This window comes from Desulfoluna sp. CYM3A (assembly GCF_056829965.1).
Genome location: NZ_CP186556.1, coordinates 4,173,647 through 4,186,843 on the forward strand (window position 1 = coordinate 4,173,647; position 13,197 = coordinate 4,186,843).

Genomic DNA, 13,197 nt, shown 5'->3' on the forward strand with positions numbered 1-13,197 from the left:
GCCAGCGGTACACACCGATCACCTTCACCCCGGCGTAGTTTTCGTAGATACCCGAGCCATTGAGGCCCGACACCGCAGTATCGATGCCCTCGGTGTGGATACCCCTGGGAAACTCCAGCCGCCCGAACCGGTCTGCCGAAACAAAGACATTAAGCGAATCCACAAGATAGGACTCACCGCTCTGGCCCAGCCCTGCGGCGTTACGAACGATCTGATCCATGTGCCTCAGGTTCATGTGGGCGGCAAGCACGCCCAGCCGCCGCTCCCCCGCCCCGTCAAAAAGCGGGGTGGCAAGGGTCAGGGTGGGCTTCAGGGTCATGGGTGACGCATACACGCCCTGAATGGCGTTTGCCTGGAGCCCCCGGGTAAAATAGATGTCGGTGCACATTTCCCTGGGATGAATCGGTGGAGACAAGGATCTGCCCCCCCACGGCCGAAAGGATAAAAATCTCCTCGGGATCTGACCTTCCGACCAGAATATCGTCCATGACGTGGGCCAGGTCAGCGTGGGCCTTCCCGTAAGCCGGATCAGAGGAAGGGTGCGTCAGGAGAATTTCCGCGGGCCCCCGCACGTCGGACAGGCTGGCAAAAAAGGCCACATCCAGCATGCGGTCTTCCACCCAGCGGTTCAGCTCCCCTGCTTTAAAGGTGGCCACGGTGTCCAGACGATCGAACACCGAGGCCTTGAGGGCTTCGGTGGCCTGGTGGTACCCGATGTACCCCACCAGGCTCACGATGGTCAGGGACAGAAAGAGAAACGACCCCACCAGACGAGCCATGAGGCTCTGTTTCCAGAGCCCGGGCATAAAACCTGTTTTTTTTACCCCCATGGATCGATCCTCGCCGCTTGGGCCCTTGCCGTCACTACCCGTCACCTTGCTGCCGCTTTACGGTAGCCAGGCGCTCCGGTCGTTCAACAACCTGTTTGTCAAACACAGCCAACACCGTTTTGCACCCCACAGGTGCACTGTAGTCAACCTAAATAGCACACCAGCACTGAGCCGAACAACCATCAAGTCCTCCCCGAATGCCCATAAAAAATAGGCACCGATCCTTCACGCCAATCATGCAAAATGGTAATATACATAGACAGTTGAGACAGCACTTCGAAATCATGCCATTTTCCGCCTAAAACACGTTCCCCTTCAACTGACGACAGCCTTATCATAATGCCTATTTTGAATGGGTATTTTTTGAGCATTTGTATTCATATTTTGTTTTGATCCGAAGCGCCCTATCATAACGCATTAAGAAGACACAGTGTGTTCAATATTAATCATGACACCAGTCAATAAGATTCATAGAAAGAAGAAATGTCCCCCGATCAGGAACGTTTACTCCAAGGCCGACGCGAAAATTCGATGCGTATCGAACCGCGCCTCCGCCTGGCCCGTGACGTCACGAACAACGGGGATGAGATCCGAAGGACCGTACAATCAAACGGTACACAGCACATGGTTCCGGATGCGTGACGGTACAGCCCGGGAGCTCCGGAGAGGCTCTCGGACATTTTAATACATAAGGAGTTAAGGAGTTCTAAGGATGACCAGACTAAAGACCATTTTCGCAACCCTGATGATCGCCCTGTTTCTAACCGCCACCACTGCCGTGGCCGGACCCATCGTGATCAAACTTGCCCACCCCAACGTCCCCCAGCATCCCATGGGACAGGCGTTTGAAAAGTTCAAAGAACTTATCGAAGAGCGAAGCAACGGCGAGTTCCGCGTGGATATCTTCGACAGCTCAAAATTCGGAAACTTCGACAGCGTGGTTCAAGGCCTCCAGTTCAACATGCTCCAGATGGGGTCTGCAGGCACCGCAAACCTCTCCCCCTTTTCCGATGAATTCCTGATTTTCGACCTGCCCTTCCTCTTCCCCGACTATCCTTCAACCGATAAAATCACCGACGGCCCCATCGGCAAAAACGCCAGCAAGGCCCTCGAAAAAAGCGGCATCATCGGCCTCGGATACATCGAGATCGGCTTCCGTAACCTCTGGAACAACAAAAAATCCGTTGCCACCCTCGAAGATGCCAAGGGCCTGAAGATCCGCTCCACCCCCTCCAAGGCACACATTGCCACCCTGAAGAGCCTGGGCATGAACCCCACCCCCATCTCCTGGGGCGAGGTATACACCGCCCTGCAGCAGAAGACCGTGGACGGCATCGACATCGACCTCAACCTGGCATGGCACAACAACTTCCCTGAAGTCAACAACAACGTTACCATCGTCAACAGCTTCTACAGCCCCCACCTCGTCATGATCTCCAAGCGATTCCTCGACAGCCTCACTCCCAAGCAGAAAGAGCTCGTCCTGACCACTTTCGAAGAGGTCAAGCTCTATGAGCGCAAGCTCATCCGTGACGGCGAAAAAGAGATCCTGGCCAACCTGAAGGACAAAGGGGTCAACGTCACCGTTCTCACCCCCGAAGAGCGTGAGAGCTGGGCTAAAGCAGCCGAAGGCGTTTACAAAAAATTCGAAAAGCGCATCGGCAAAGAGCTGATCGACCAGGCCAAGGCGACCATCGCCCAGTAACCTTCTTGGATTACTGTTCAGCCCATACCAGCCTCCGGCAGTCTCTGCCGGAGGCTTCATTTGTGCCCTGTATCGCAAAGGGCCTGCCGCACACAGCTCCAGGCTGAATGTTCCTTATTAACAAAAACCCAGCAGTGCCCCACACGGGTGGACTCGCCCGGTATTGCTTGCCACGGAGTTCCTCGAATGAAAAAATGGCCAAATCCATCATCAACCGATCCGAGGAGATCTTCTCCTCGTTGGCGCTGGTTTTGATGACAGGCATCACCGTTGTCCAGGTCTTCAACCGATACGTGCTCCAGAACTCCCTCGACTGGTCCGAGGAAGTCGCACGCTATCTCTTTATCTGGGCCGTTTACGTGGGATGCAGCTACGCCACCCAGATGAACCGCCACCTGGAAGTCACGGTGATCCGGAACATGTTCGGGGGAAAATTTGCCAAGCCCGTCACCATCGCAGCTCACCTCTGCACCGTTGTCTTCTGTGTCTGCGCGTCTTTCTGGGGCATCAAATTTATCCAATTTTTCAGACCACCGGACAAGAAAACCCCTGCCCCTTGAAGTGCAGATGTACTGGGTGTTTCTCAGCGTTCCGGTGGGCTTAGGCCTCATGGCCCTGCGTACCCTGGAGAGACTCTGGGGGGTCATCACGGGCAAGTACGACCCTTCAATCATGGAAATCAATTAAGGAAGACCCTGCCCTATGGATATGGCAATTATTTTAACGTTTGTTTCACTTGCGGCATTTCTCCTGTTGAGCGTGCCCATCGGCATCGCCATCGGGTTGAGCGTCACCGTGGGGATGACCTTCAGCGACCTGCTTCCGTATGAATTTCTCATCCAGAAGATGGTTACGTCTCTGGATGTCTTCCCCCTCATGGCGGTTCCCTTTTTCATCATGGCCGGCGAGATCATGCAGAAGGGCAGCATGGCCCAGAGACTGCTGGCGGTGTCCCGGTCCCTGGTGGGCCATATCACAGGGGGCATGGCTCACATCTCCGTTCTCACGAGCATGTTTTACGGGGCCCTTTCCGGTTCCGCACCCGCCACCGTGGCCGCTGTCGGCGGCATCATGGTGCCTGCCATGGAGGAAGAAGGGTACAGCAAGTCCTTTTCCACCGCGGTCAACACCGCCGCAGGCTGCCTGGGGGTCATCATCCCCCCCAGCGTTCCCCTGATCATTTACGGCACCACGGCCGGTGTCTCCGTAGGCGACCTCTTCATCGCAGGTGTCATCCCCGGCCTCTTCGTGGGTGCCTGCCTCATGCTGTGCAGCTACATCCTGTCCAAAAAATACGGATTCACCGGTTCCGGGAAACGGGCCCCTGTCTCCGAAGTACTCTCCTCCCTCAAGTCGGCCCTGCCCGCCCTCATGGTTCCACTCATTGTTCTGGGCGGCATCTACGGCGGCTTGCCACCACGGAAGCGGGCATGATTGCCGTGGTCTGCTCTTCTCATCATGGAAGGGATCTTCCTGAGGACCCTCAGCTGGAGCAAAATCGCCGACGTGTTCAAGGGCACCGCCCTCACCACCGCCTCCATCTTCCTTGTGGTGGCCACGGCAACGGCCCTGGGGCAGATCCTCCTGTTCTACAACCTGCCGAACCAGCTGGTGGACATCCTCACGGGCATTTCGGACAACAGGTACATCCTGATTCCCATTATCCTGGTATTCCTCCTTGTCATGGGAACCTTCATGGACGCCCTGGCCAACATCCTGATCCTGACGCCCCTGCTCCTTCCCGTGGTCAAGCACCTGGGTATGGACCCGATCCACTTCGGCATCGTCATGATCGTGACATCCTCCATGGGCTTTTTGACTCCTCCCGTGGGCGTCAACCTCTTCGTGGGCTGCAGCATCAGTAACCTGTCCATTGAAAAACTCAGCGTGGCGGTACTCCCGTTCCTGCTCACCATGGTGCTGGCCCTTCTGGCCATCGTCTTTGTACCAGGCCTGGCCCTCTGGTTGCCGGGGCTGTAAAAGAAAAGCCTCTCCTTTACGGACGTTTCCCCGATACACCTGGGAAACGACTCAGCGTGCATCTGCCTCCGGCTCCCAGTCGGGGGCAGATTTGTCGTTTTTCTCTGTACCGCCCGTGCCGGCTGCGAAACCGCAGGCGGCATATTTGTTCTCAACAGTTAAAAAAAGAGCCAGCATGATGAAGATTTCCAAAAGCAGCGTATCCCGCGGTACGTTAGGCATCACCGGCCATGTGGGCGCGGGTCATGTCCACACCAACTTCGGGTTTGTCCAGGACGATTCCGCAGGATTTGCCGTCGTCTCCGCCCTTCTGCGAAAAGCCTTTCCCGCACGCACCACCATCGCCTCGGTGGATGCGGACATCGAGACCGGCACCGTCACCGTCACCACAGAAGACGGCGGCACAGGCACGGCCCGGACCCGCCGGGGCATCACCCCCTATGAAGCTACCCTGGCCCGCCTTGCCATTGGCATGGACGCCATCTACAGCCAGACCGTGGCATGCACCGCCTTCGGGAGGATCTACGGCCAGGGCGTCCTGGAGCTGCCCGTGGCCCTTCAGACCGCCGCCTGCCTGGCCGTGGTGGACACCTTTGAAAAAAAATACCCGGGACAGTTCGTCACCGGGGTTGAGGACATGCCCGGCAAGGTGGGGAAAATCATCGGTACCGTCCTGGACATCGACGATATTCCCGTCTCGGTAATGGCCGTCATCAACGCCAGCGAAGGCGGCCTGGGCCCGGACGAGGACCTGGAAGGCAACGTCATGCTCGGAGACAAGGGCCGGGTCATGAAAGAGCTGGGCCTGGACGCCCTGCCCACCTTTGTTCTGGAGAGCAAGGCCTATGCCCCTGCCGTCTTCAAGGACAACCGGGAAGAGATGTTCTGGGTACGCATGAACAAAGAGGTGGACAACCCCTCGGTCTTTGAAGCCCTCATCAAAGGGATCAACGCAGCAGGCCTTCCCTGCACCCACTCCGACACCGCCTTTCCCAGGGGAAAAGGAGACATGGCAAAGGGCACCCGTGAGCTGGGCGAACGCATCGCCGCCCTGGGCAACTCGCTTGCCGAAGCAGACACGGCGCGCGAAAAAGTCCGCATCGTGGGCGAGCTGGCCACCATCGTCAGCCAGGACGCCGGAGGGGTGACCTTCATGTCCTCTGACCTCCACAACCTGGTGGGCGGCGGCGGCATCATGCCCGGCATGTGCGCGGTTCTCTCCATGGTGGTCTCGGAGCAGACCGTCAAGACCTGGAAGATCCCGGCCTTTACCGCCCAGGACGCCGATCACTACCTGGCGATCCTTGAAAACGCCGTGCCCGCCCTTGCAGCCAACATCGACAAGGCCACAGCCGACATGCACGAAAGAGCCGCTTTCAAAGAGGAGGCCTTTGCCTTCCTCTACCCCGAAAAGTAAGGTGCAACATGGGGTCGGGCGGCGTTCACGCCATCACGGCCCGGCATATGGCCTGAGAGCGTATGAACCTTAAGCCACTGCCGCCCGACTCGCCCGTTGTGCCCGGTGTCATCGCGCCCACGCGTTTTATTAAACGCGCGGAAGTGCGATGCTCCGGGCGCCACCATAAAACGTACTCCTCCGCCATCACCTGCCCCCCTCACCCCAGTCCCGCCACCTTGACATCCGAAAAAACGACGATATAATACCCAACGAAATCAAATGCCTGTTGTCATCACGACACAAGCTATAATCTTCCCGCCATTGACTCACGGTATCAGTAAAAAAGCATCACGCCTCCGGCCCAAGAGCCGTTGAAAACCAACGAATAGAGACAAAAAAACCGGGCGCCAGTCCCCATGGCCCTGCCGGTAATGCGAAAACCCATGACGCACATCGCGCTCGGGTCACCGTTACACCTCGCGATGTGCTTACGATTTTCCCCCCCCGATTGTCGTGATGGGTCGAACCCCCATGCATTTGGGCGTCTCCGGCCCATCAAAAAGGTCCTGTTCCACGCACCGGACGCTTAACCCAACGAAAAGGAGATGTGCATGAGATCCAAATGTCTATGCCTGTTTTTCGCGAGTGTTCTTCTGATGACCTTAGGGACCGCATCCTTTGCCGACCAGGCAAAGAGCGAGGAGACAAGGCGGTACGTCAAGGCCTATTTCACGGACAAAGAGGTCGCCCTTTACTTGATCAAGTCCTTTGAACCCACCCCGCCGGAGATCAATTACGATGAGGGGTTTCTGGTAATTCACGCCACCGTGAAAGACGAGGCGTACCTCACGTCCCTGGGGTTCCGTATCGAGCCCCACGAAGGGTACATCCTCCACCGGAAAGATGCCGCAGCCCCCATGGCCCTGTCCGCACAATCAGCAGACACCATACCCGGCTACCCCTGCTACAAGACCGTGGAAGCCACCTTCAGCGACGCTCAGGCCATGGTCACGGCCAACCCCAACCTGGCTGAGATCATCGATGCCGGGGATTCCTGGAAAAAAGAGAACACAAGCGGCGGCTACGACCTCTTTGTCCTGAAGCTCACCAACAAGACCCTCACCGGTGACAAACCCAAACTCTTCATCACCAGCGCCATCCACGCACGGGAGTACACCACCTCTCCCCTGGCCCTGGCCTTTGCCCACCGTCTCGTGGACACCTACCAGACCGATGCGGACAGCAGGTGGATCCTGGACCACCATGAAGTCCATCTCATGCTCCACGCCAACCCCGACGGACGCAAACAGGCCGAGGGTGGAGCTTCCTGGCGGAAAAACCACAACACCGACTACTGCGCCCACCAGACCCCCGGCGCGGACCTGAACCGCAATTTTGACTTTCACTGGGGCGGCAGCGGGGCCAGCACCTACACCTGCGACCAGACCTACCGGGGCTCTCACGCGGCGTCCGAACCTGAAACCCAGGCCGTTCAGAACTACATGAAGGCCATCTTCGAGGACCACAACGGAGGCACCCCGGGGGGCCTGGTTTCCGACGACGCCTCGGGCCTGTACATCGACATCCACAGCTACAGCGAGCTGGTGCTCTGGCCCTGGGGCGACACAAGCAACCCCGCCCCCAACGGCACCCAGCTCCAGACCCTGGGCAGGAAGTTCGCCTACTTCAACGGGTACACCCCCCAGCAGGCCGTGGGCCTCTACCCCACCACCGGCACCACCGACGACTACGCCTACGGCGAACTGGGCATCGCCGGATACTGCTTTGAGCTGGGCACCGCTTTTTTCCAGTCCTGCTCAACCTATGAAAACCAGATCCTCCCCGGCAACCTTCCCGCACTCATCTACGCGGCCAAAGTGGCCCGGGCCCCATACAAAATCCCGGCAGGGCCGGACATTATCACCTTGACCCTGGGCGCCAACGGCACCCTGACGGCCACGGCCGTGGACACCCGCTACAGCAGTGCCAACGGCACGGAATCTTCCCAGGCCATCGCCGCTGCCGAATACACCGTGGACACGCCCCCATGGGCCCCCGGTGCCGTGACCCACGCCCTGAATGCCGCCGATGGCTCATTTAACGCCACCTCCGAAGGCATCACCGGCACCGTGAACACCTCGGGCCTTACCGCCGGCGAGCACATGGTCTTCGTGCGCGCCAAAGATGCAGCCAACAACTGGGGCGCCGTAAGTGCCCTCTTCCTCACCGTGGCCCAACCCGGGGCACCCACGGCATCCTTCACCTTTGATGCCACAGACCTGGCCGTCCAGTTCACCGACGAAAGCAGCGACGACAACGGCAGCATCACCTCCCGTGCCTGGGCCTTCGGAGACGGGACCACCAGCACCCAGACCAACCCGCAACACACCTACGGCACGGCAGGATCGTACACGGTGACCCTCACGGTCACCGACAACGACGGTCTCACAGCCACCGCCACCCAGCAGGTGGTGGTAACGGCCGACGACGGGGTCCCGGTCATCGCCAACGGGGAGACCCTCACCGACCTTGCCGCGGCAAAAGGTGACTGGCTCTACTACAAGGTCATCCTCCCGTCAGGGGCAGCCAACCTCACCATTGACATCGACAACGGCTCAGGCGACGCGGACCTCTACACCCGCTTCGGCGAGAAGCCAACCCTGTCCGACTACGACTGCAGGCCTTACAAATGGGGTAACAACGAAACCTGTACCAGTGCCTCTCCCAATGCCGGGGCCACCTACATCGGCATCCGCGCCTACTCCGCCTTCTCCGGGGTGAGCCTGAGCGTGTCCTACCAGTAAGGGACCGTGCAGCCTTGAATATGGGTGCACTCGACTCTTGAAATATACGGGCTAAGGCCCCCGAAAATCGAGTAGGGTGAAGCAGAGTGATCAGCTCTGCTTCATCCCTCTCACAGAACTGTGCGTACGGACCTCGTACACGGCTCCTGTCCAACCTTATCCCAGCATTGGCTGGGGAAGCACTCCCGTCTATCTTGTCCATCTGGAACAGTCCGAGTTTTTCAGAACCCACTTATTCGATATAGCCCAGTGGCTCAGTTGGCATGCCGCATTCGCCACGAACTCATCCGGATGTTCTCGAACTCACCGGTGTAGCCCAGTTGCCTGAGTCTGCGGTGAAGCTTTCGAGGTTTCTTCCATAACTTCATCTGGATTGCTCGCAGGCGTCTTCGTATCCACCCCATCATCTCTCCCTAAACCATCCCTTGCAGTTTGCCACTTTAAAGTAGTTGGCAAAGCCCCTAAGAATAGGATTCAGATCATAAATGACTTTCGCAAGATTCACTGGGGTGTTGCGTCGAGTGCACTTCCGGACTTTTTCTTTAAAGGCCTTCTTTCGTTCGGGTTTCACCTGGGTGTACCTCGAACCGATAGCACCCACCGAGATACGGTACTCCCTCCACAGACTCGTTATATGAGTCTTCTTCTGGTTAACCGTCAGCTTTAGCTTCACCTCGAGATAGCCCGTTGCCACTTCCCGTGCTCTTTCTGCCCCTGCCTTGCTCGCTTTGAAGATGACAATATCATCTGCATAACGTGTGATTCGATGCCCCCGTCGCCTCATATACTGATCAAACTTATCCAGATAAATATTGGCTAACAGTGGACTGATGACGCCACCCTGCGGACTACCGACGGTTGTCGGTTCCAGTTCGCCGGAGGTTAACACTCCACCTGTCAGGAACATTCGAATCAAATTCAGGATACTGCGATCTGCTACTTTCTCTCGAACTGCCTGAACAATCAGGTCGTGGTCTAACGTGTCAAGCCTTACTCAAATCCATATCCACAACCCATTTCAGGTTGTAATCGCGCATGAACATCGTTGCTTTGGCGATGGCATCCTGCGCACCTCGACTGGGGCGGTACCCATAGCTCGATGGATGAAAGCCCGGGTCGAAGATGGGTTCCAGTATGGTCTTTAACGCCTGTTGGACCACTGGTTACGAACCGTAGGGATACCGATTTTCCTGATGCCGCCATCCGGTTTGTCGATTTCGACTCGCTTCACAGGAGACGGCAGGTAACTCTTCCTGTTTGTTGCCAGAAGAGATTGGATATTTGTGTCCAGTTCCAAGGCAAAATCTTTGCAGGACTGCCCGTCTATCCCGGAAACCCATTCGCCGATTTCACCTTTTTGAATGCCCGTGTCAGTGCCTCTTGATGAAGAAGCCGATCGTAAAGGCTGTACCAGACTCGTTTTCCCATCTCTTCCTCTTGCTTCGCTTCTTCTGTCAGATCGTTCCGGTGATGCGTTTCGAGTCTTCGGCAACGCCTGCCTGCTTTCTATCCGTATTCGGCAATGTACAGCCATCTGCGTCGCTTACTCCGATGAGAGCAGTTTGCTTAAAGAGCCCTGTTCCCAGGGGGACTTCATTACCACTTGCCCGCCTCGTCAGGCGGCTTGTTCTCCGCTCATCTTCACGTTCTGCTTCCAAAGCTTTCGATTAAACTTCACCCCTTCGCAACTGTCGGCGCTTTTGGCTTTCCGGCAGCCTCAACAGTCCATGATGCTGATCATCTCTGTTTTCTCCTCCACTCCGTTACCGGGCTTCTCAGGCTGAGATTTCATCACTACTACGGGCTCATCTGCCACCCTGGCATCTCCCCCTCCTTGAGTCTCCTCTTGTTGGGTGATATCTTTTTTTTTAGAACTCTGCAGGGCTTCCCCGGTTAATTTCCGGTCCCTGTGAACGATCCCATCCTCAATCACTCTTGCAGTCTGTCCGAGTATCGGGCATTGCCTTATTTGGCAGGCTTACCCACTGCACGAGCCGTATCAGGTTCGCTTGCGCTATGTACCGTTCACTCCCTATCGCTTCCTTCAGACCCTTCCGTTACCAGAAACGCCCTTGCGATTCGGATTGATTTCCCCTCGGACGGGGTATCTCTGCTCTCTTTCAAGCAGACGGGGTGCCGGCTTTGCCGGGCAAACCAAAAAACGGGCGACTCATCCGAGTCGCCCGTTTTGCCTTCTCAGGCAGGCCAACGCCAAAGCCCTTGCCCCGTCAGTACGTAAGAACTGATGACATCCCCACCCTCGGCGACGGATATCGCCACCTTTGCGAAACACTGTCAACAGCCTTCTCCACACAAACAAAGAACAGCCCCCCCCAGACACGCCCACATACTTAGCAAGGGTTAACAATTTAAAAAGATAAAACAATATCTTAATAAAAGAGAAACACAAACCGATCCAAAACCCACGTTATGTGGGTCTATCCTTTTTCTGGCGCCGCCCCTTTATGATTATAAAAAAGCAAACAAAATGCTCTTTCTTAAGGGTACCGCCATGCGAACAGGCGAATTAAAAACGTCGTTAGGAGAGATAAATTTTGTCCTTTATCGTTTTCTAATTCATGGAACAATTAATTTTAGACATCACACATAAGAAACGTCACCACCCAGGTACATATCATATACAAACAGATAGTTACACACAGCAAAACCCCACCCGCGCCATATTTTAACTACTTTTAAACTGGCACAAAATCGCCACTCAGCACACACGAAAAGCGCAGAGTAAAAAAGTCATTCAAAATATCTTGACAAAGAAAAACCGTCTCTCTATAAACTGAACACAACGAATAAATGTTCCAGTTTGAGCCTCGCAACACCAGACAAGTACCACCACCAGCATACGCGATTGCCCCTCCTGTAATACAACGATAACGTTGACACCCGTTGCCGGGGCACCTTCTTAATTTTAACTTGATTCAAAACGCTTCAGATAAAAAAAAAGGAGCACAGAGTGCGGCCACACCCTGTACTCCCAAGGCATGAGAATAAGAAAGGTATTCTCACTGTTGCCAGTCAATATATAGACACACCCGAGGTGTGTCAAGTTGGCGATCCTTCCTTATTCTCCATTCTGAAATAAAATCATTTATTCCCTGCGTTCAGGCCCTTTGCTCAGCCCGCAACCAACGCGAGGCAGCAGCCATGACGACGAAGACAATTGCGTTCACCAGCCGGCGCCCCGGAAGATGACTGCCCCAGGGTCACGCCGACACGCCTCACAGGCCGGAAAAGAGGCATTTTTATTGCCTCTCACAGGTGAGTAAACGCCTTCCCGTCATCAAAGGCCGGAACCTGAAGAGCAGCCAGATGGACCCCGTGGGCTTTGTGCATAGACGGGATAGTCCACGCGTTGAACCGCGGACTGTGTGAAGACGTGCCTCATTCATTTTTCATCAACGTATAGCCTTGCCCATTTTGACCTTAAACGAAGGAGTCGGATGATGAAACGCGTGTTGTGTATCTATTTTTCCCAAAGCGGCCAGCTGGGGGAGTGCCTGGAATCCCTTACCCGGCCCCTCAAAGCGCTGGAGGGAGTGGAGGTCGAGACCCTGGTGCTCTCTCCTAAAAAGGCCTATCCCTACCCATGGACCTTTTTCCGCTTCTTCGATGTGTTTCCCGAAGCCTACCTCGAAGTCCCGCCGGCCATGGAAACACCCGAAATGGAGTTAAAGCCTGGGGACTACGACCTGGTCATCCTGGGGTACCATGTGTGGTTCCTGAAACTCTCCCTTCCCATGCTGGGATTTTTGCACACCAAAGGGGCTAAAGTTCTTGAAGGAACGCCCGTGGTCATGGTCAATGCCTGCCGGAACATGTGGCACCGTGCCTGGTTCCAGGCCAGTACCCTGGTGAGAAGGCTTGGCGGCCGAATCATCGGCCATGTGGTGCTCATCGACCAGGGGCCCGCTTCAGCCACCTTCCTCACCACCCCCCTGTGGCTCTTCACCGGGCGAAAAAAGGTCATCCGCTCCCTGCCGGCCGCCGGGGTTTCCTCCCGGGATATCGACTCCCTGGAAAGCGTTGGCAGTCGCCTTGCCGTGGCCCTGGAAAAAGAGGAACTGGACGAGTGCCGCCTGGTCAAATTGAGCGACGAGGTGCCGGAGGTGAGCGGCAAATACATGCTGCCGGAAAAATTCGGCCTGCTCCTCTTCTGGCCCTGGGCCAAGCTGGCGAGACTCTCCGGCCGCCTCTGATGGTCTTGATCGATGGAGTTCCTGTTTTTCCTCTCTCTGTTTTTCTCGATTCTGGTCATCGTGCCCCTGTGCCTGGTGGGAAGCCTGGTGCTCCGACTCTTTTTCCAGGGCCGTGTGGGGGCCTACCTGGCCTCCCTTCACAACCCCTTTGCAACGGAAAAGGGGCGCGTAAAAAAAGCCTGCCAGGCAGCCGGAAACCCTTGGCAGCCTGGCTCTGCCTGATACGTACCCGATGTTATTGTTGTTAATCCATAACGTTTCACCT

10 protein-coding genes and 1 pseudogene are annotated in these 13,197 nt (G+C 56.2%); 7 read left to right on the top strand and 4 right to left on the bottom strand.

Annotated features, from left to right (window positions below; translation table 11 throughout):
* Positions 1-275: 275 nt before the first annotated feature.
* Positions 276-830, bottom strand: a complete 555-nt coding sequence (locus tag ACOYW1_RS21160) for a hypothetical protein (RefSeq protein ID WP_482419619.1) — start codon at positions 828-830, stop codon at positions 276-278.
* Positions 831-1,542: 712 nt separating this feature from the next.
* Here ACOYW1_RS21160 and ACOYW1_RS21165 point away from each other — a divergent pair.
* The 3 genes and pseudogenes from ACOYW1_RS21165 to ACOYW1_RS21175 all read left to right on the top strand — a co-directional run bounded on the left by ACOYW1_RS21165 (position 1,543) and on the right by ACOYW1_RS21175 (position 4,515).
* Positions 1,543-2,535: a TRAP transporter substrate-binding protein gene (locus tag ACOYW1_RS21165; protein WP_482419620.1), complete on the top strand. Its 993-nt coding sequence runs from the start codon at positions 1,543-1,545 to the stop codon at positions 2,533-2,535.
* Positions 2,536-2,729: 194 nt separating this feature from the next.
* Positions 2,730-3,095, top strand: a complete 366-nt coding sequence (locus ACOYW1_RS21170) for a TRAP transporter small permease (protein WP_482419621.1) — start codon at positions 2,730-2,732, stop codon at positions 3,093-3,095.
* 148 nt (positions 3,096-3,243) lie between these two features.
* Positions 3,244-4,515: pseudogene (locus ACOYW1_RS21175) on the top strand (TRAP transporter large permease).
* A 51-nt stretch (positions 4,516-4,566) separates the two neighbouring features.
* Here the strand turns inward: ACOYW1_RS21175 and ACOYW1_RS21180 are convergent.
* Complete coding sequence (locus tag ACOYW1_RS21180) at positions 4,567-4,707, bottom strand: hypothetical protein (RefSeq protein ID WP_482419622.1); 141 nt, start codon at positions 4,705-4,707, stop codon at positions 4,567-4,569.
* Here ACOYW1_RS21180 and ACOYW1_RS21185 point away from each other — a divergent pair.
* Both ACOYW1_RS21185 and ACOYW1_RS21190 read left to right on the top strand, forming a co-directional pair.
* On the top strand, positions 4,691-5,932 hold the full coding sequence (locus ACOYW1_RS21185; RefSeq protein ID WP_482419623.1) for a hypothetical protein: 1,242 nt from the start codon (positions 4,691-4,693) through the stop codon (positions 5,930-5,932). The genes ACOYW1_RS21180 and ACOYW1_RS21185 overlap by 17 nt on opposite strands.
* 593 nt (positions 5,933-6,525) lie before the next feature.
* Positions 6,526-8,718 (top strand): M14 family zinc carboxypeptidase, encoded by a 2,193-nt coding sequence (locus ACOYW1_RS21190; protein ID WP_482419624.1) that lies wholly within the window; start codon positions 6,526-6,528, stop codon positions 8,716-8,718.
* A 403-nt stretch (positions 8,719-9,121) separates the two neighbouring features.
* On the opposite strand, the gene ACOYW1_RS21195 is transcribed toward ACOYW1_RS21190, so the two are convergent.
* On the bottom strand, positions 9,122-9,634 hold the full coding sequence (locus ACOYW1_RS21195) for a reverse transcriptase domain-containing protein (RefSeq protein ID WP_482419625.1): 513 nt from the start codon (positions 9,632-9,634) through the stop codon (positions 9,122-9,124).
* Between the two features lie 801 nt (positions 9,635-10,435).
* A complete protein-coding gene (locus ACOYW1_RS21200; protein ID WP_482419626.1) occupies positions 10,436-10,651 on the bottom strand; it encodes a hypothetical protein in 216 nt (71 codons plus the stop codon).
* A 1,525-nt stretch (positions 10,652-12,176) separates the two neighbouring features.
* Here ACOYW1_RS21200 and ACOYW1_RS21205 point away from each other — a divergent pair.
* Together ACOYW1_RS21205 and ACOYW1_RS21210 are read left to right on the top strand one after the other, a co-directional pair.
* Positions 12,177-12,932 carry a hypothetical protein gene (locus ACOYW1_RS21205; protein WP_482419627.1) on the top strand — a complete coding sequence of 252 codons (756 nt, stop codon included), beginning with the start codon at positions 12,177-12,179 and terminating at the stop codon, positions 12,930-12,932.
* 12 nt (positions 12,933-12,944) lie between these two features.
* On the top strand, positions 12,945-13,154 hold the full coding sequence (locus ACOYW1_RS21210) for a hypothetical protein (protein ID WP_482419628.1): 210 nt from the start codon (positions 12,945-12,947) through the stop codon (positions 13,152-13,154).
* The last annotated feature ends 43 nt before the right edge of the window (positions 13,155-13,197 follow it).

Coding starts and splice junctions, on each gene's coding strand:
- ACOYW1_RS21160 (WP_482419619.1), bottom strand. CDS start 830: ATGGGGGTAAAAAAAACAGGTTTTATGCCCGGGCTCTGGAAACAGAGC.
- ACOYW1_RS21165 (WP_482419620.1), top strand. CDS start 1,543: ATGACCAGACTAAAGACCATTTTCGCAACCCTGATGATCGCCCTGTTT.
- ACOYW1_RS21170 (WP_482419621.1), top strand. CDS start 2,730: ATGGCCAAATCCATCATCAACCGATCCGAGGAGATCTTCTCCTCGTTG.
- ACOYW1_RS21185 (WP_482419623.1), top strand. CDS start 4,691: ATGATGAAGATTTCCAAAAGCAGCGTATCCCGCGGTACGTTAGGCATC.
- ACOYW1_RS21190 (WP_482419624.1), top strand. CDS start 6,526: ATGAGATCCAAATGTCTATGCCTGTTTTTCGCGAGTGTTCTTCTGATG.
- ACOYW1_RS21205 (WP_482419627.1), top strand. CDS start 12,177: ATGATGAAACGCGTGTTGTGTATCTATTTTTCCCAAAGCGGCCAGCTG.
- ACOYW1_RS21210 (WP_482419628.1), top strand. CDS start 12,945: ATGGAGTTCCTGTTTTTCCTCTCTCTGTTTTTCTCGATTCTGGTCATC.